This window comes from Leucobacter sp. Psy1, assembly GCF_020096995.1.
Classification (GTDB): Bacteria; Actinomycetota; Actinomycetes; order Actinomycetales; family Microbacteriaceae; genus Leucobacter.
In genome coordinates this window covers 2,610,563-2,626,722 of sequence record NZ_CP083692.1, presented here as the reverse complement: position 1 = coordinate 2,626,722, position 16,160 = coordinate 2,610,563, and the positions used below count along the sequence as shown (strand labels likewise).

At 68.5% G+C, this 16,160-nt stretch carries 12 protein-coding genes; 7 read left to right on the top strand and 5 right to left on the bottom strand.

Annotated features, from left to right (window positions below):
* Window positions 1-31 precede the first annotated feature (31 nt).
* The gene (purM, locus tag K8P10_RS12410; protein WP_224779215.1) at window positions 32-1,141 is read left to right on the top strand and encodes a phosphoribosylformylglycinamidine cyclo-ligase; all 1,110 of its coding nucleotides are present in this window, start codon (window positions 32-34) and stop codon (window positions 1,139-1,141) included.
* A gap of 66 nt (window positions 1,142-1,207) precedes the next feature.
* On the opposite strand, the gene K8P10_RS12405 is transcribed toward purM, so the two are convergent.
* The gene (locus K8P10_RS12405; protein WP_224779214.1) at window positions 1,208-1,408 is read right to left on the bottom strand and encodes a DUF3073 domain-containing protein; all 201 of its coding nucleotides are present in this window, start codon (window positions 1,406-1,408) and stop codon (window positions 1,208-1,210) included.
* 127 nt (window positions 1,409-1,535) lie between these two features.
* Between K8P10_RS12405 and K8P10_RS12400 the strand changes: the two genes are divergently transcribed.
* Window positions 1,536-2,165 carry a hypothetical protein gene (locus K8P10_RS12400; protein ID WP_224779213.1) on the top strand — a complete coding sequence of 210 codons (630 nt, stop codon included), beginning with the start codon at window positions 1,536-1,538 and terminating at the stop codon, window positions 2,163-2,165.
* 24 nt (window positions 2,166-2,189) lie between these two features.
* Here K8P10_RS12400 and K8P10_RS12395 read toward each other — a convergent pair whose 3' ends face one another.
* Window positions 2,190-3,482, bottom strand: coding sequence for a DUF445 domain-containing protein (locus K8P10_RS12395; protein ID WP_224779212.1), 1,293 nt, complete (start codon window positions 3,480-3,482; stop codon window positions 2,190-2,192).
* A gap of 40 nt (window positions 3,483-3,522) precedes the next feature.
* Between K8P10_RS12395 and K8P10_RS12390 the strand changes: the two genes are divergently transcribed.
* The 5 genes from K8P10_RS12390 to pip all read left to right on the top strand — a co-directional run bounded on the left by K8P10_RS12390 (window position 3,523) and on the right by pip (window position 14,220).
* Entirely contained in the window at window positions 3,523-8,367 is a 4,845-nt protein-coding gene (locus K8P10_RS12390) for an efflux RND transporter permease subunit (protein WP_224779211.1), read from the top strand.
* Window positions 8,364-9,956, top strand: coding sequence for a DEAD/DEAH box helicase (locus tag K8P10_RS12385; protein WP_224779210.1), 1,593 nt, complete (start codon window positions 8,364-8,366; stop codon window positions 9,954-9,956). Before K8P10_RS12390 ends, K8P10_RS12385 begins: the two co-directional genes overlap by 4 nt.
* A 41-nt stretch (window positions 9,957-9,997) precedes the next feature.
* On the top strand, window positions 9,998-10,795 hold the full coding sequence (locus K8P10_RS12380) for a DUF4870 domain-containing protein (protein ID WP_224779209.1): 798 nt from the start codon (window positions 9,998-10,000) through the stop codon (window positions 10,793-10,795).
* Window positions 10,796-11,018: 223 nt separating this feature from the next.
* Window positions 11,019-13,154, top strand: a complete 2,136-nt coding sequence (locus K8P10_RS12375; protein ID WP_370632015.1) for an acyl-CoA dehydrogenase — start codon at window positions 11,019-11,021, stop codon at window positions 13,152-13,154.
* Window positions 13,155-13,230: 76 nt separating this feature from the next.
* Window positions 13,231-14,220: a prolyl aminopeptidase gene (pip, locus tag K8P10_RS12370; protein ID WP_224779207.1), complete on the top strand. Its 990-nt coding sequence runs from the start codon at window positions 13,231-13,233 to the stop codon at window positions 14,218-14,220.
* Window positions 14,221-14,232: 12 nt separating this feature from the next.
* Here the strand turns inward: pip and K8P10_RS12365 are convergent, their stop codons facing one another.
* The 3 genes from K8P10_RS12365 to K8P10_RS12355 are packed head-to-tail and all read right to left on the bottom strand — an operon-like array spanning window position 14,233 to window position 16,087.
* Entirely contained in the window at window positions 14,233-15,015 is a 783-nt protein-coding gene (locus K8P10_RS12365) for a LysR substrate-binding domain-containing protein (RefSeq protein WP_224779206.1), read from the bottom strand.
* Window positions 15,012-15,353, bottom strand: a complete 342-nt coding sequence (locus K8P10_RS12360; protein WP_224779205.1) for an MGMT family protein — start codon at window positions 15,351-15,353, stop codon at window positions 15,012-15,014. The genes K8P10_RS12365 and K8P10_RS12360 overlap by 4 nt, the downstream gene beginning before the upstream one ends.
* Window positions 15,354-15,367: 14 nt before the next feature.
* Window positions 15,368-16,087: a VIT1/CCC1 transporter family protein gene (locus tag K8P10_RS12355; protein ID WP_224779204.1), complete on the bottom strand. Its 720-nt coding sequence runs from the start codon at window positions 16,085-16,087 to the stop codon at window positions 15,368-15,370.
* Window positions 16,088-16,160: the final 73 nt, after the last annotated feature.

The window sequence follows — 16,160 nt, the reverse complement described above, 5'->3', positions numbered from 1 at the left end:
CTCACCAGTGTACCCCTGTAGAGTGGGGAGAGTGAGCGAGAATGCGTCGATCTATGCCCAGGCCGGAGTGGACACCGAGGCTGGTGATGTCGCGGTCGAGCTGATGAAGTCCGCGATCGCCAGAACCCAGGGTCCGGAGGTGCTCGGGGGGGTCGGCGGGTTCGCCGGCCTGTTCGACGCTTCGGCGCTGCTCGGCTACCGCCGCCCCCTGCTGGCGAGCTCGACCGACGGCGTGGGCACCAAGGTCGCGATCGCTCAGGCGATCGACAAGCACGACACCATCGGTCAGGATCTCGTGGCGATGGTGGTCGACGACATCGTGGTGGTCGGGGCGAAGCCGCTCTTCATGACCGACTACATCGCGTGCGGCAGGCTGGTGCCTGAACGGATCGCCGACATCGTCCGTGGCATCGCAGCCGCTTGCGAGGCGACTGGCACGGCGCTCGTCGGTGGCGAGACGGCCGAGCACCCCGGGCTGCTCGGGGTCGACGACTACGACGTGGCGGGTGCCGCTACGGGCGTGGTCGAGGCCGACCGGGTGCTCGGGCCTGAACGGGTGCAGGAGGGGGATGTGGTGCTGGCGATGGCCGCATCGGGTCTGCACTCCAACGGCTTTTCGCTCGTCCGGCACATCCTCGCCGGACGCGATGTGCTGATGACCGATCGCAGTGACGAGCTCGGCGCGACATACGGCGAAGCGCTCCTCGAGCCGACGGCCCTCTACACGGCGCCCCTGCTGCGCGTGATCGAGGATCCCGAACTCGACGGCGCGATCCACTCCCTCAGTCACGTCACGGGTGGCGGCATCGCGGCGAATCTGGCCCGTGTGCTCCCGAACGGCGTCTGGACCGAGGTCGATCGATCGACCTGGTCACCCCTCCCGGTCTTCCGTCATCTCGCGGACCTCGGGGGCCACGACCTCGGTTCGCTGGAGTCCGCGTGGAACCTCGGGGTCGGCATGTTCGCCGTCGTGGATGCGGCTCAGGCAGCTCGCGTGACGGAGAAGCTCGAGGCAGAGGGGCTGCGTACCTGGCAGGTGGGTACGGTCTCCGCCGGTGAGCGCGACCTCGACGGATTCGAGCAGGGTGCGAAGGGCGTGAACGGGGGAGCGGTGAGGCTCGTCGGTTCGTACGCCGACTGACGGGCGCCACCGCTGCGGCGGGTCGCGCGTTCGCCACTCAGCGGGTCGCGCGCCCATCGCGGCGACTCAGCGGTCGTCTTGCGCCGCGTCGTCCTCGTCGTCTTCCACGTTGTACTTATCCGCGTACTCAGCCCAGACATCCTCTTCGGAGTGGCTCTGCTTGGAGGCGAGCTCACGCTCCAGTTCGGAGTAGTTCGTCGCCGGGCTGTAGTACTTCAGCTCCCGTGCGACCTTGGTGTGCTTTGCCTTCTGACGGCCGCGCCCCATGCGTGACCCCCTTACACATTCGGGCCCCGCGGAAAACGACGCGAGGCAGGACCTTATTCGAGTAGACGTATGGGCCAAAGCCTACCACGTACCGCACCGCGGATTCGCAGCGGACTACCATGAAGGCATGGCGCATTCCCCGCGATTTCGAGCTCTCTGGTTCGGGCTGCTCGGGGTGTCAGTTCTCACGTTGATCGCGGTGCTCGTCGTGCTGATCCCGATCGTGACCCACAGCAGCGCCGGTCCGTCAGGGCAGAAGGTGCCTGACGGCTTCGTCTCCGAGACGCGCGGGGAGGGTGCTGATGGGCGCACCCGAGTGCTCGAGGTCTTCGATGCGACCGGAGCGCCGGCCGATCTCGCCTCGGTTACCCCGGGCGAGCCGCTCACGGTACGCGGATCTGGCTTCGATGCCGGTATCGGCATATACGTGTCGGTGTGCGCGATTCCGGAGCCCGGCGAAAAGCCGACGCCCTGCCTCGGCGGGATCCCCGAGGGGGCGGAGACAGGCGACGCGGCGGGCACCGAGGAAGCGCTCACCAGTGTCTGGATCACCGACGATTGGGCCTGGCGGGCCTTCGCGACGCAGCGCTACGACGATGCGCGAAGCGGCACATTCACGGCGCACCTCACGGCTCCGGCGCCCGCCGACGAAGCACTCGACTGCCGTGAGCAGCGGTGCGCCATCACGACTCGTGCGGATCACACGGCGAGCGGTGACCGGGTGCAGGACATCCTGCTCCCCGTATCCTTCGAGTAGCCGAGCCGACTCAGCGCGAGGCACCTACGCGGTGAGCGGCGCGATGAGGAGGTTTGCCACCGCGTAGATCGCGACACCGGCGAGCGAGCCGACGACAGTCCCGTTGATGCGGATGAACTGGAGATCCTTGCCGACCTGCAGCTCGATCTTCTCCGCGGCCTCGCGGGCATCCCACTGCTGGACGGTCTCGGTCACGACACTGGCGAGATCGTGCCGGTAGCGTTCGACGAGGTGCTCGACGACGCTCATCACCCAGACGTCGACCTTGTACTGCAGCGTCGCGTCCTCCCGCAGACGTGCCCCGAGATCCTGGGCGGCGCGCAGCATGCGGAGCCGAAGATCGCTCTGCGGATCCTGCAGCATGGTGACGAGCGCTTCACGGGCGGAGTCCCACACCATCGCGGCGAGCGAACGGACCCGGGGGCTGTCGAAGACCTCGTGCTTCAGATGCTCCAGCTGCGACTGGAGTGCGGAATCCTGCTGCAAGTCGCGTGCGAAGTCTGCGAGGAAGCGGCCGGCCGCGATCCGGAACGGGTGCTCGCGGTCGCTGGCCACCGCCTCAGCCCATCGCACCGCTTCGGCGTGGAGACGCTGGTCCACGAATCGATCGACGACGCTCGGCATCCAGCTCGGCAGCCGCGCCGAGACCATGCGGTCGAAGGCCTGGGGGTGCTCACGCAGCCACGCGGCGAGGCGGTCGGCCGCGATATCGATCAGGGTCTGGTGATGCGCGCCGTCGATGACTGACTCCACGGCGCGGCCCGAGAGCGGACCCCACTCTGGGTCGAGGAGATGCCGTCTCGCGAGTGCTTCCAGGAGCTCCTGGACGTCGGAATCGTCGAGCACCGTGAGTATCCCGAGTCCCGCCGCCGAGGCGAGTTCGCAGAGGTGCGCGGCATTGCGCTCGTGCTGCAGCCAGTCACCCGCCGCGCGGGCGCCGCTGATGACGGAGAGCTTGTCGTGCACGACGTCATCGGCAAGGAAGTTCTCTTCGATGAAGTTGCCGAGCCCCTCCCCGATGTCGTCCTTCTTGTGGGCGATGAGGTTGGTGTGCGGAACACGGATGCCAAGCGGGTAGCGGAAGAGCGCCGTCACGGCGAACCAGTCCGCGAGACCGCCGACCATTCCGCCCTCGCTCGCCGCCCGGACGTACCCCAGCCACGGATAGCGTTCCTGCAGGGCGAAGGAGACCGCGAAGACGATCGCCATGAAGACCAGCAGTGCCAGCGCGATCTTCTGCATCCGACGCAGCTGGGCCAGGCGTTCGAAGTCGTCCGGGGAGACTGCACCGAGGGTGCGTCGGGCTGAGCCAGTCACTCCGCCATTATGCACGCCGAAGCGTGAAATACTGGACCTCATGCACCTCTTCACCGCTGCCAGCCTGAAGAACCGCGCACTCATCGCCCTCGTCACCATCGTCGCAGCGGTGTTCGGAGTGTTGAGCATGGGGTCCTTGAAGCAGGAGATCATGCCGTCGGTTCAGTTCCCGACGATCGCCGTGCTCACCACCTACCCCGGGGCGTCCCCCGACGTCGTGAACAACGATGTCTCCGAACCGATCGAGACGGCGCTGCGCGCCGTCCCCGACCTCGAGACCACGACGGCCACCTCGAGCACCGGATCGTCGATGGTGCTCGCCGAGTTCACTTACGGCGTCGACATCACTGCGACCGAACAGCGCGTCGAGCGCGCCATCAGCAGGATCTCGGAGCAGCTGCCCGATGCTGCTGACAGCCAAGTGGTGTCGGGGAGCATCGACGACTTCCCCGTGGTGCAGATCGCGGTGACCCCGCCAGAGGGTACCGACGCCGAAGAGACCGCTGACCTCATCGAGCGCGTGACGATTCCGGAGCTCTCCGATCTCGACGGGGTCCGCGAAGCGCAGCTCGCCGGCGCGCGAGGGGACCGGATCACCATCACCCCGGACACTTCGGCGATGGAGGAGAACGGCGTCAGCACGCAGTCGCTCACCGACACGCTCCAGCAGAGCGGGGTGCTCGTCGCGGCCGGCACGGTCCCGGATGCGGATCGTTCACTTGCGGTGCAGGTGGGTAGCGAGCTCTCCTCCGCCGACGACATCGCGGCGCTCCCCGTGACCCGCAGCGCACAAGATCTCGCGGCGCTCCAGCAGCAGATCCCGGGAGGGGAGACCCCCGGTGAAGAGGCGGGCATCGATCCCGCACAGATTCCCGGCGACGAGGCGATCGCGGCTGAACCCGACCCCGTGAACATCGGCGACGTCGCGGAAGTCGCACTCGAGCCGAACCCGCAGCAGAGCATCTCCAGGGTCAACGGCGAACCGGCGATCACGATCGCGATCACGAAGATGTCCGCTGCGAACACCGTCGAGGTGTCGCACGCCGTGCTCGACGCCATGCCGGAGATCGAATCTGCCCTCGGAGGCGCGGAACTCCAGGTCGTCTTCGATCAGGCGCCCTACATCGAGCAGTCGATCGAGACGCTCAGCACCGAGGGCATGCTCGGGCTGGTCTTCGCGGTGATCGTGATCCTCGTCTTCCTGATGTCGGTCCGCGCCACGCTGGTCACGGCGATCTCCATTCCGACGTCGCTCCTGATCACGATCATCGGCCTGAACTTCGCCGACTACACCCTCAATCTGCTGACACTCGGAGCGCTGACGATCTCGATCGGTCGCGTGGTCGACGACTCCATCGTGGTGATCGAGAACATCAAGCGGCACCTCACCGAGACAGCCGACCGCGGCCCCACGATCATTCGTGCGGTGCGAGAGGTCGCCGGCGCGATCACCGCGTCCACCGTCGCCACGATCGCGGTGTTCCTGCCGATGGCGTTCGTCGACGGCATGGTCGGGGAGCTGTTCCGACCGTTCTCGTTCACAGCCGCGCTCGCGCTGGCAGCGTCGCTGCTCGTCTCGCTCACGATCGTTCCCGTGCTCGCGTACTGGTTCCTCAGGCCTGCGAGCTACTCCCGCCGTCCGCAGTGGCTGCGGCGGAAGAACGCCTCGGTGGAGGAGATGGTCGCTGCCGAGCGCGATCCGGATCACGTGACGCCTCTCCAGCGCGGGTACCGGCCGATCATCGACTGGACGCTCCGCCGTCCCGCGATCACCCTGGTTATCGCTGCTCTCGTCTTCGGCGGCACCGTCGCCCTGAGTCCGCTCATGAAGACGAACTTCCTCGGAGACGACGAGCAGAACTCGGTGGGCCTCACGCAGGCTCTCGAGCCGGGCACCAGCCTCGATGCGCAGCTCGCTCAGGCCGAACGGGTCGAGGACGCCCTCGCCGACGTTGCCGACGTGGATACGGTCCAGGTGACGATCGGGGACGCGGGCGGCATGGCCTCGATCTTCGGCGGCGGTGGCGACGGGACGATCACCTACTCGATCACCACGAACCCCGATGCGCAGCAGACGGACGTGCAGGATCGGATCCGCGCCGCCGTCGACGGGTTGGACGAGGCCGGCGAGTTCTCCCTCGGCGCCTCCGACGGCGGAGTGACGGCGTCGAGCGCGATCGAGGTCAATGTGACCGCCCCGGATCAGCAGACACTGGCCGAGGCCAGTGATGCGGTCGTCGAAGAGCTCAGCAGCCGACCGGGACTCGTGCAGGTCGAGAGCGATCTTGCGACGTCGCGTCCCCACGTGCGCGTCGCGGTCGATCGCTCGGCCGCGGCAGACGCCGGGCTGACCGAAGCCGCGCTCGCCGGAATCATCTCGCAGCGCATGCAGCCGACGGAGGTCGGTCAGGTCACGATGGACGCCAACACCGTGAGCGTCTACGTCTCGGAGGGCGCAACTCCCGACGATGTGGAGGGCGTGCGCGCGCTGCAGCTGCAGACCCCGGATGGGGAGCAGCGGCTCGACAGCCTCGCATCAGTCGAGATCGCCGACGGGCCCGTCACGGTGCGCACCGAGGACACCATTCGCATGGTGACGGTTTCCGCGCTTCCGGAAGGCGACGACCTCGGTACCGCGGGAACCCAGGTCTCCGAAGCGCTCGACGCCGTCGACCTGCCGGACGGCGCGTCGGCCAGCGTTGGCGGAGTGATGTCGCAGCAGGCCGAGGCCTTCCAGCAGCTGGGCATCGCGCTCCTCGCGGCGATCCTCATCGTCTACGTGGTGATGGTGGCGACGTTCAAGAGCCTGCTCCAGCCCCTGCTGCTGCTGATCTCGGTACCGTTCGCGGCGACCGGAGCGATCCTCTTGCTCATCGTCACCGGCATTCCGCTCGGCGTGGCCTCGCTCATCGGCGTACTCATGCTCATCGGCATCGTTGTGACGAACGCGATCGTGCTCGTCGACCTGGTGAATCAATTCAGGGAGCGGGGAGAAAGCCTCCAACGGGCCGTCGAACACGGTTCCCTGCTCAGGCTCCGGCCCATCGTCATGACGGCGCTCGCCACGATTCTCGCGCTCACCCCGATGGGTCTCGGCATCACTGGGAAGGGCGGCTTCATCTCGCAGCCGCTCGCCGTCGTCGTGATCGGCGGTCTGATCTCGTCGACCGTGCTCACGCTCGTGGTGCTGCCGACGCTCTACTACATCGTCGAGCGTGGTCGGGAGCGGCGTCGTGCGCGCCGTGGCGGTGGACCGGACGGACCGGACCTTGATGGCCCCGACACCGATGGTCCGGCACCCCGGGGAGCAGGCGGCGGCGCTGCGCTGGTCACCGCGGGGTCGGGAACCGCGGTCCAGGATCGCCCCGCCCCGCTCGAGAGCCGCCGTTCACGGAGGGGCCGCCGAGGTGCGACGCTTCCCCAGGAGTCTGAGGCTCCCGCGCTCGCCGAGAGTAATCAGTCCGGCGGTCACGGTGCGGGGCACGCGTTAGCTGCGGGTGCTGCGGGCGCGCTAGGCGCGGCCGGTGTCTCCGGAGCAGTCGTCGGCGCGACCAGTGCGGCTGATGCAGCCGATGAGCACCATGCGGCTCACGGAGACGACTCCTCGGGTGCGCGGCGGAGCCGCATCCCGGGGCGCGGTGGCAGGCTCTTCTGGCGCGGTTCCGAGCATGCGCCGGAACACGGTGCGGAGGGACCCAGAGATGCGGCGTCCCACGCAGCGGCGCAAGCAGAAGCGGACTATCGTGCGTTCCTCGAGGCGACTCAAGCAGCCGCTGCTCGCGAGGAGGCCGAGAGCGCCGCGGCCGAATCCGACGAGGCCGCCCATCCGGCGGCGGATGAACCGGAGGAGGATGCTGCCGACCCGGTGGCAACGCGAGTGTTCGCGATGCTTGCGGCAGACGCGGGGCCTGCGGACACGGTGCACGCAGGGGCCGTGGAAGCGGAACCCGAGCCGCAGCGCGAACCGGAACCCGAGCCGACTTCGGGTCCTGAGGAGGAACTGGAGCCCGCGTCGGGTATCGAGCCAGACGCCGAGGCCGTGCATGACTCGGCTCCCGAGCCCGAGCCCGAGCCCGAGCCCGAGCCCGAGGTCGAAGCGGAGCCGGAGCCGGTGCTCGATGTGGTTCCTGAGGTCGAAGCGGAGCCGGACCCGGCACCCGAAGTGTCGTACTCGAAGGACGCCCCGGTCGACGACCGCCCGTCGCCCGCGACGGGTGAACTCGGCTGGGACGCGCTGATGGCGGAGGCCTACCGAGACACCCAGCTGCATCACCCGCAGACGGTGAGCGAAATGGAGTCGCAACTCGGTTCCGCGGCCGATGCGCCCGCGGAACCGACCTCGGAGGAGCCGGTACCCGAGCCCGAGCCCGAGGGTGAGCCTGAAGTCACGCGCGAGTCCGACCCAGCGCCCGAAGCGGCACTCATCATCAACGCGGAACCCGAGTCGGAATCTGAGGAACCAGAGTTCGAACCGGAGCTCGAACCGGAGCTCGAACCGGAGCTCGAACCGGAGCCAGAGGCGGAGACCGAAGCAGAAGCGGAGGCTGAGGCCGAGATCCAGCCAGGGGGCGAGACCGATGCGCGTCCCGACGCACCTGTCGAGCCCGAGTTCTTCGAGGCATCGGACGCCGCGAGCACGGGGGAGCCGGTCACGCCGCTGACGCTTCCCGGCCCGCCGATCACCGGAACCGTCCGAACGGCGGTGCCGGAAGACGCCCCCGAATCGGATGATGCCCAGGCGGAGGAGCACGGCGATGGCGTGGCGGGTCCCGACACCGCCGCGGCCTTCCTGCAAGACCTGTTCGACTCCGATGATGCGGAAGATGACGAGGACCATGAATCCGTCGAGGGTCCAGGCGTCGACGAGGGAGATGAGCGCCGATGACGCAGCGGAAGAAGCGCGGGTTCAAGGCTCCCACCAACTACGAACCGAATCGGGGTCGAAAGCCCAAGCGGTTCGCGAAGGGCGACGGCCAGGCACCGCGTGAAGGGACCGGGCGTCGCGGGACGGGCGGGGAGCAACCGCAGCAGCGGGATGAGCGCAAGCAGCAGGGGGATCCGAAGCGGGGGAACCGCGGGCAGCGGCCCGCCGCAACACGGCAGTCCCATCCCGAGCGAACTGCCGGTACACCAGCAGCGCGTGAGTCGCGTTCGACTCCTCCGCGCCCGCCGCATCAGCGGTCGGCACGTGTGTTCACGTTCGGGGCCGAGGGGGAGATCGGGAAGGGATCGAGCGCCTCCAGCGAAGCTCGCGACATTCCTCCCCATGCCTCGTTCGCCGAGCTCGGGCTCGGCGGGAACATCGTGCGCACACTCGGAGAGCTCGGGGCCGATCGACCGTTCCCGATTCAGGCGGCCACGATTCCCGACGTGCTGGCAGGCAGGGACGTGCTTGGTCGGGGGCGCACCGGGTCGGGTAAGACCATCGCGTTCGCGGCGCCCCTCGTGGAGCGCCTGCTCCACTTGAAGGCGTCTGGTGCATTTGCGGCGGACGCCGGGAAGCAGGCGGCTAAGGCGTCGCTGAAGCGCGGAGAGCGGCAGCGCGGCACACGGGCGCGCACGCGGGATCCGAAAGCGCTGATTCTCGCGCCGACCCGTGAGCTGGCACTGCAGATCGACCGCACCGTGCAGCCGATCGCACGCTCAGTCGGTTTCTACACGGCTCAGCTCGTCGGGGGCGTGCCGATCGACCCGCAGATCCACGCTCTGGAGCGCGGGATCGACATCGTGATCGGTACCCCCGGGCGCATTCAAGACCTCGTGCAGCGTCGCAAGCTCGATCTGCGCGAGGTGCTCGTGACCGTCGTGGACGAAGCCGATCACATGTGCGAGCTCGGATTCCTCGAACCCGTGCAGCGGATCCTGCGCGACACCGTCCGCGGAGGGCAGCGACTCCTGTTCTCGGCGACGCTCGACCGTGATGTCGATGCGATCGTCGAGGAGTTCCTCCGCGATCCGGTGGTGCACGAGGTCGCCTCGGAGGCGCCTGCGGACACCCGCCACCGCGTCTTCATCGTTCTCAGGGAGCACAAGGACGACGTGCTGGTGCAGCTCGCGCGGCATCGATCCCGCACCATCGTGTTCACCCGAACTCGAGCGTACGCGGAACGAGTGGCAGCAATGCTCGCCGACACCGGCGTGCGCACCGTCGCACTGCACGGTGACCTCAAGCAGGCGGCTCGCGAGCGCGGACTGACCAAGTTCTCGGAGGGCAAAGCCGACGTGCTCGTGGCAACGGACGTGGCGGCGCGCGGGATCCACGTCGATGACGTCGACCTCGTGGTGCAGGCAGACCCGCCGGACGAAGCGAAGACCTACCTCCATCGCGCGGGCCGTACGGGCCGCGCCGGCAAGGTCGGAGAAGTGATCACCGTGATCCCGCGCACCCGCCAGAAGCGCACGCGCGAAATGCTCGAAGAGGCTGGGATCGAGCCAGAAGTCTTCCAAGATTTCGCTCCCGGTCAGGAACTCTGAGTCGATAATGTATCCGCACCACCGTCACGCGAGGAGGCAACGTGCCTGAGAACGAACAGCCAGCGAACGACTCGTCATCGAAGGATCCGTCGGTGAGCGAGCCCTACTCGGCACGCGAGGAGCAGAGTCCTCCGCAACCTGCGGAGCCGCAGTACGCGCCCCCGCAGCCGGATGAGCAGCAGCAGCCCAGGTATGCTCCGCCGCAGTCGGGCGCGAGCGTGCCGCCGCCGCAGCAGGATCCGCAGGCGCCGTACGCGCCCCAGGCCCCGTACGGTCAGCAGCCCCCGTATGGCCAGCAGCCCCCGTATGGCCAGCAGCCTCCGTACGGTCAGCAGCCGTATGCACAGCCCGGTGCGGTTCCCCCACCCGGACAGGCGCAGCAGGCACCCTACGCGCAGGCACCGTATGGGCCGCCGCCCTACGGATACGTCATGCCGAGCGGCCGCAGGTTCTGGGCCATGGGGTTCCTGACCTATATTCCCTACGTGGGGTTCATCGTCTTCCTGATCGTCGCGCTCGTGATGAATTCGAGCGCCCGTCGCGACCCCAACGTCGTCGTCCGTGAGAACGCCCGCTGGGCGGCGAACTGGGCCCTCAGCGTTGCGACGTTCATCGCGGGCGCGATCGTGATCATGATCATCGGAGGCGTGACCGGAGCCTCGATCGAGTCGAGCGGCGGAAACGGTGCCGTCGGCTTTGTGTTCGTCGCTCTGGGCGGAGTCGTGATCCTCGCAACGGGCATCACCCACCTCGTGTTCACGATCATGGGGACGGTGCAGGCTGACCGCCGCGTGTTCAAGCCGGCCATCGTTATTCCGTACCTGCGCGAGCGCAGCTGACCTTTCGTCGCGTCCGCTCGCCTGAGTGCGTGGGCGTGAAGTGCGCCTCGCGGCCGTCGATGGTCGACACGTGAGGGTTCCCACAGCTGGAACGACGCTCAATTGGAGAGGTTCAACAAACGGGCAGTGGTCGGTGCCGCTCCCCGTTTGTCTGCCCGCTCACGGGCGGTTCGCGTTGCGCACCGCCCGTCCTACGCTGAGGGCATCTGATGATCGCAGTGCGATCGCGACCCCCTGCAGCGCCCGAGCGCCGCAGCCGTGCGAAGGAGGACACGTGGCACAGACCGACCCCCGTATCGACACCGAACTGGTGAGCGACCTGCTCCTGGGCAAGTGGAAGCAGGAGCGCCTCGAGGCGCGCAAGCTCGCCGCGGATCCGCGCGTGCAGTCCCCTCCAGGACTCACGATGGACGAGCACCGCAAGCGCGTGTTCGAGCAGCTGCAGGTGCTGGTCGACGAGGGTGCCATTCAGCGCGCCTTCCCGGTGAGCGTGGGTGGCGGCGACAACCACGGCGGCAACATCGCCGCATTCCAGGAGCTCGTGCTCGCTGATCCCTCGCTCCAGATCAAGAGCGGCGTGCAGTGGGGGCTCTTCGGAGCCGCGATCCTGCACCTCGGCACGCAACCCCACCACGAGCGCTGGCTTCCCGACGTGATGAGCCTGAAGCTTCCCGGCGCGTTCGCCATGACCGAGATCGGTCACGGCTCCGATGTCGACGCGGTGGGTACGACCGCGACGTACGACCCGGAGTCGCAGGAGTTCGAGATCCACACGCCGTTCACCGGTGCATGGAAGGACTACCTCGGTAACGCTGCGGTGCACGGGCAGGCCGCGGTCGTCTTCGCGCAGCTCATCACGCGCGGCGTGAACCACGGCGTGCACGCGTTCTTCGTGCCGATCCGTACGCCGGAGGGCGAACTGCTCCCGGGCGTCGGCGCTGAGGATGACGGCGTGAAGGGCGGGTTGAACGGCATCGATAACGGGCGCCTCCACTTCACCCACGTGAGAATTCCGCGTGGCAACCTGCTCAACCGCTACGGCGACGTCGCCGAGGACGGCACGTACAGCTCGCCGATCGAGAGCCCCGGTCGACGCTTCTTCACCATGATCGGCACCCTCGTGCAGGGCCGGGTGTCGCTCGACGGCTCCGCCGTGCGCGCGATGGAGGCTGCGCTTCTCGTGGCGATCCGGTACGGCAGCGAACGGCGGCAGTTCACAGGGGCGGACGGCCGCGACACGGTGCTCCTCGACTACGGGCAGCACCAGCGCCGCCTGATCCCGCGCCTTGCCCAGACCTACGCGATGGCCTTCGCCAGCGAGCGCCTGCTCACGGTGTTCGACGAGGTGTTCTCCGGCGCCCACGACACCGATGAGAACCGTCAAGACCTGGAGACCCTCGCCGCAGCGCTCAAACCGCTGTCCACCTGGGCGGCGCTCGACACGCTGCAGGAGGCGCGCGAGGCCTGCGGAGGCGCCGGGTTCATCGCGAAGAACCGGCTTACCTCGCTGCGCGCCGACCTTGATATCTACGCCACGTTCGAGGGGGACAACACGGTCCTGCTGCAGCTGGTCGGCAAACGACTGCTCAGCGACTATGCCGCCCAGTTCAAGGGTGCGGATCGCGCCGCGCTCGCTCGCGCGGCAGCCGGCCAGATCGGTGAGCGGGTCACGCGCTTCGGTCTGCGCCGCATCGCGCAGAGCGTCGCCGATCTCGGCCAGGTCGGGCGTTCAGTGGAGAACCTGCGCAGCACCGACACGCAGCGGGCCCTGCTCACCGACCGCGTCGAGTCCATGGTGGCCGAGGTCGCGCTGGCACTGAAGTCGGCTGGCACCGGCGTATCGGGCCACGATCGCGCGGTGGCGACGGAGGCGGCGTTCAACGCCCAGCAGCACACGCTCATCGAGGCCGCGCGGTCGCACGGCGAGCTGCTGCAGTGGGAGGCCTTCACCGAGGCTCTCGAGCGCGTCGAGGACGCCGACACGCTGCAGGTGCTCACCTGGCTGCGGGACCTTTTCGGGCTGAGCCTCATCGAGAAGAACCTTGCCTGGTACCTCATGCGCGGTCGGCTGAGTGCCCAGCGCGCCGAGGCCGTCACCGCGTACGTCGACCGCCTCACCGGCCGGCTCCGCCATCAGGCGCTCGACCTCGTCGAGGTCTTCGGCATCAGCCCCGAGGTCCTCCGAGCTGAGATCGCCACCGGCATCGAAGCCGAACGTCAGGACGAGGCCCAGGCGTATGTCGATGCGCAAATAGCAGAGGGAACGCGCCCGGTGCACGAGAAGGAGCTGCGCAAGCAGCGTCAGCGTGAGCAGCGTGCCCAGAACACGCACGTGGCGGAGCGCGTCGCGGCGAGTTGATCGGCGCGGCCCCGTGGTGGACGCGACAGGCGTTCACCACGGGGGTCGCGGAAGCGGAGGGGAATAGGGTGGAATCATGACGGATCAGTTGCGCTCCCTGTACCCGCCGATCGAACCCGATCGGTTCGGCAAGCTCCTCGTCGGCGACGGGAACGAGATCTACTGGGAGGAGTGCGGCAACCCCGAGGGGAAGCCGGTGGTGTTCCTCCACGGCGGGCCCGGGGGCGGCTGCGCACCCGATCATCGGCGCTATTTCGACCCGGAGCAGTATCGGATCGTCCTGTTCGACCAGCGGGGTTGCGGGCGCAGCACTCCGCACGCGAGTGCGCCGGACGCCGACCTGTCGACGAATACCACGTGGCATCTGGTCGCCGACATCGAGCGACTGCGCGAGTACCTGGAGATCGACCGCTGGCAGGTGTTCGGCGGGTCCTGGGGCTCGACGCTCGCGCTTGCCTACGCCGAGACGCACCCCGAGCGCGTCACCGAACTCATCCTCCGCGGCATCTTCACTCTGCGGCGAGGCGAGATCCACTGGTTCTACCAGGATGGCGCGTCGCACCTGTACCCGGATGCGTGGGAGGAGTACCTCGCGCCGATCCCGAAGGCTGAGCGGAGCGACCTCGTCGCCGCCTATCGTGAGCGGCTCTTCGATGCGGACCCCGCGGTCCACGTGCCGGCCGGCGTCGCGTGGACGGTGTGGGAGAACTCGACGATCCGGTTGATCCCCGATGAGGCGGCGATCGCCGAGGCTCGAGCGGATGAAGCATCTGCGGTCGCGTTCGCCAGGATCGAGAACCACTACTTCTCGAACGGCGGCTGGCTCGAGGAGGGGCAGCTGATCCGTGATGCGGCGGGGAAGCTCTCCGGGATCCCGGCGGTCATCGTGCAGGGGCGCTATGACGCCTGCACGCCTCCGCGTACTGCCTGGGAGCTCCACCGTGCGTGGCCGGAGGCCGACTTCGTGATGGTGCCTGACGCGGGGCACGCCGCGAGCGAGCCGGGGATCGTGGATGCCCTCGTTCGGGCGACCGACCGCTTCGCCGCCGAGAGTGCCGCGGCGTAGAGCTGCTCGGGTTCAGCGCCGCTTCCGGCGCTTCGCGGCGGCCAGCTGCGCGCCGCGCGAGCCGGGAGGCGGGCCGGCTTTCTTGCTCGTCGACTTCGGCTTGCGCTTGCGGGCTGCGTCGGGCGACGCAGGCGCAGGATCGGCGGTCTCCCGCTCGGCTCGCGCGCTGCGCGCCGTCCGACCACGGAGCACCCCCGCCAGTTGCTGCACGTCTTCCGCATCGCGCGCGACAGCCCAGCTCGCCCAGACGGTCGTGCCGGGCAGGTCGGGTTCGCCGATGAGCGTGAGGATGGCGTGCTCCCGTTTGCGGGTCAGGTGCCTGGCGAGGGGGAGTGGCAGCAGTACTCCGCCGAGACCGGCGGCCACGAGATCGAGGACGGCCGGAACGCTCGTGGGCGCCGACGAGGCATCGGCCCAGGGTGCAGGGTCACCCCACTCTGCCGGGTGCTCGGGGTGCGCGAGCAGGGTGATGAGCGCGAGGTCGGAGGTCGGGATCCCCGATTCGCCGGCGAGCTCGTGTTCTCGCGGCAGCACCAGGGCGATCTGCTCGGTGTAGAGGCGCATGGCGTGCCGTGGAGCATCGTCGTCCTGCTCCGGCTGTTGCCCGGGGAGCGCGCGTTCGATCATGACGTCGACGGGTGCTTCGGGATCCGCATCGGGTCCGCGCCCGTAGGCGACGTCGACGGGAACCAGCTCGAGCGGGTTCGCCGGGCGCGCAGCGGTCCACCGGCGCGCCCAGGTGTTCGGTGCCACGCCCCGGGCGAAGCCGAGCCGGATCGGATGGGTCGGGGTCATGGCGTCTCCCGCCGGTAGATGTCGTGGTCGAAGCGCAGCCTGGCGGCAGAGAGCGCGAGACGGTAGTGATCGGGATCGGTGACCGGTTCGCGCAGGGGCGTTCCCTCTTCCCGGTAGTGCGGCAGCGCGACGCGGGCGTGCCCCTGAGGCGGATCACCGCTCACCGGCACCACCCGCCACCACGCGACGGCATGCCCGTAGTGGGCGAGCACCCGTCCGACCGCACGTGGTGCGGAGGAGCCGATCGCGTGCGCTACGTCGCCGTAGGTCATCACGCGCCCTTCGGGGATGCGTGCGACGACGTCGAGGACGTCTTCCACGAACTCAGCTGAGGGCACCCCTCAAGCGTACGTCAGAACTCCGACACCCCGAGGAGCATGCCGATGGAGTAGGTGACGGCCACGGCGATGCCGCCGAAGAGCAGCTGCCTGGCAGCGCCCATCAAGCGATTGCGCCTGGTGAACCCCGCGGCGAGCCCGCCGGCCAGGAGCAGGCCGGCGCCGCCGAACGCGAGACCCGACCAGATCGATCCGAAGTTGAAGAGGAACGGCGCGACGGGGATGAACGCGCCGACGCTGAACGATGCGAGCGAGGAGAACGCAGCGACCCACGGGGACGCCTTCTCCTCGGGGTTGAGCCCGAGCTCGTGCGCCAGGTGGACGCGGAGTGCGCGCTCGCCGTCGGTGTGCACCTCGGCGGCGGCCCGCTCCGCGACGCCGTCGGACATGCCGAGGCGGCGGAACAGCGCGGCGAGTTCCGCCTCTTCACCCTCGGGGTTTCGCGCGAGCGCGTCGCGTTCGGTCGTGACTTCGGCGTCGAGCTGCTCGTTCTGGGTGCGCACCGAGGTGTACTCGCCGAGGGCCATCGAGATCGCCCCGGCGATGAGGCCGGAGACACCCGTCAGCACGATGACACCCTTCGGGGCGCCGGCCGCGGCGATACCCGCGATCAGGCCGATGTTCGAGACGAGACCGTCCATCGCGCCGAACACGGTTGCGCGCAGCCACCCCGACGAAACGTCGGCGTGGCGGTGATCGTAGTCATGGGGCTGGGAGATATCGAACTCTGGCACGAGAGGCAACGCTAGCAAGCTTCTCGCGTGAGGCAGTAGCGTCCTCGCGACCTCGTGAGGACGCTGTTCCGAG

Coding starts and splice junctions, on each gene's coding strand:
- K8P10_RS12365 (WP_224779206.1), bottom strand. CDS start 15,015: ATGACCCCGACCCATCCGATCCGGCTCGGCTTCGCCCGGGGCGTGGCA.
- K8P10_RS12400 (WP_224779213.1), top strand. CDS start 1,536: ATGGCGCATTCCCCGCGATTTCGAGCTCTCTGGTTCGGGCTGCTCGGG.
- pip (WP_224779207.1), top strand. CDS start 13,231: ATGACGGATCAGTTGCGCTCCCTGTACCCGCCGATCGAACCCGATCGG.
- K8P10_RS12390 (WP_224779211.1), top strand. CDS start 3,523: ATGCACCTCTTCACCGCTGCCAGCCTGAAGAACCGCGCACTCATCGCC.
- K8P10_RS12385 (WP_224779210.1), top strand. CDS start 8,364: ATGACGCAGCGGAAGAAGCGCGGGTTCAAGGCTCCCACCAACTACGAA.
- K8P10_RS12405 (WP_224779214.1), bottom strand. CDS start 1,408: ATGGGGCGCGGCCGTCAGAAGGCAAAGCACACCAAGGTCGCACGGGAG.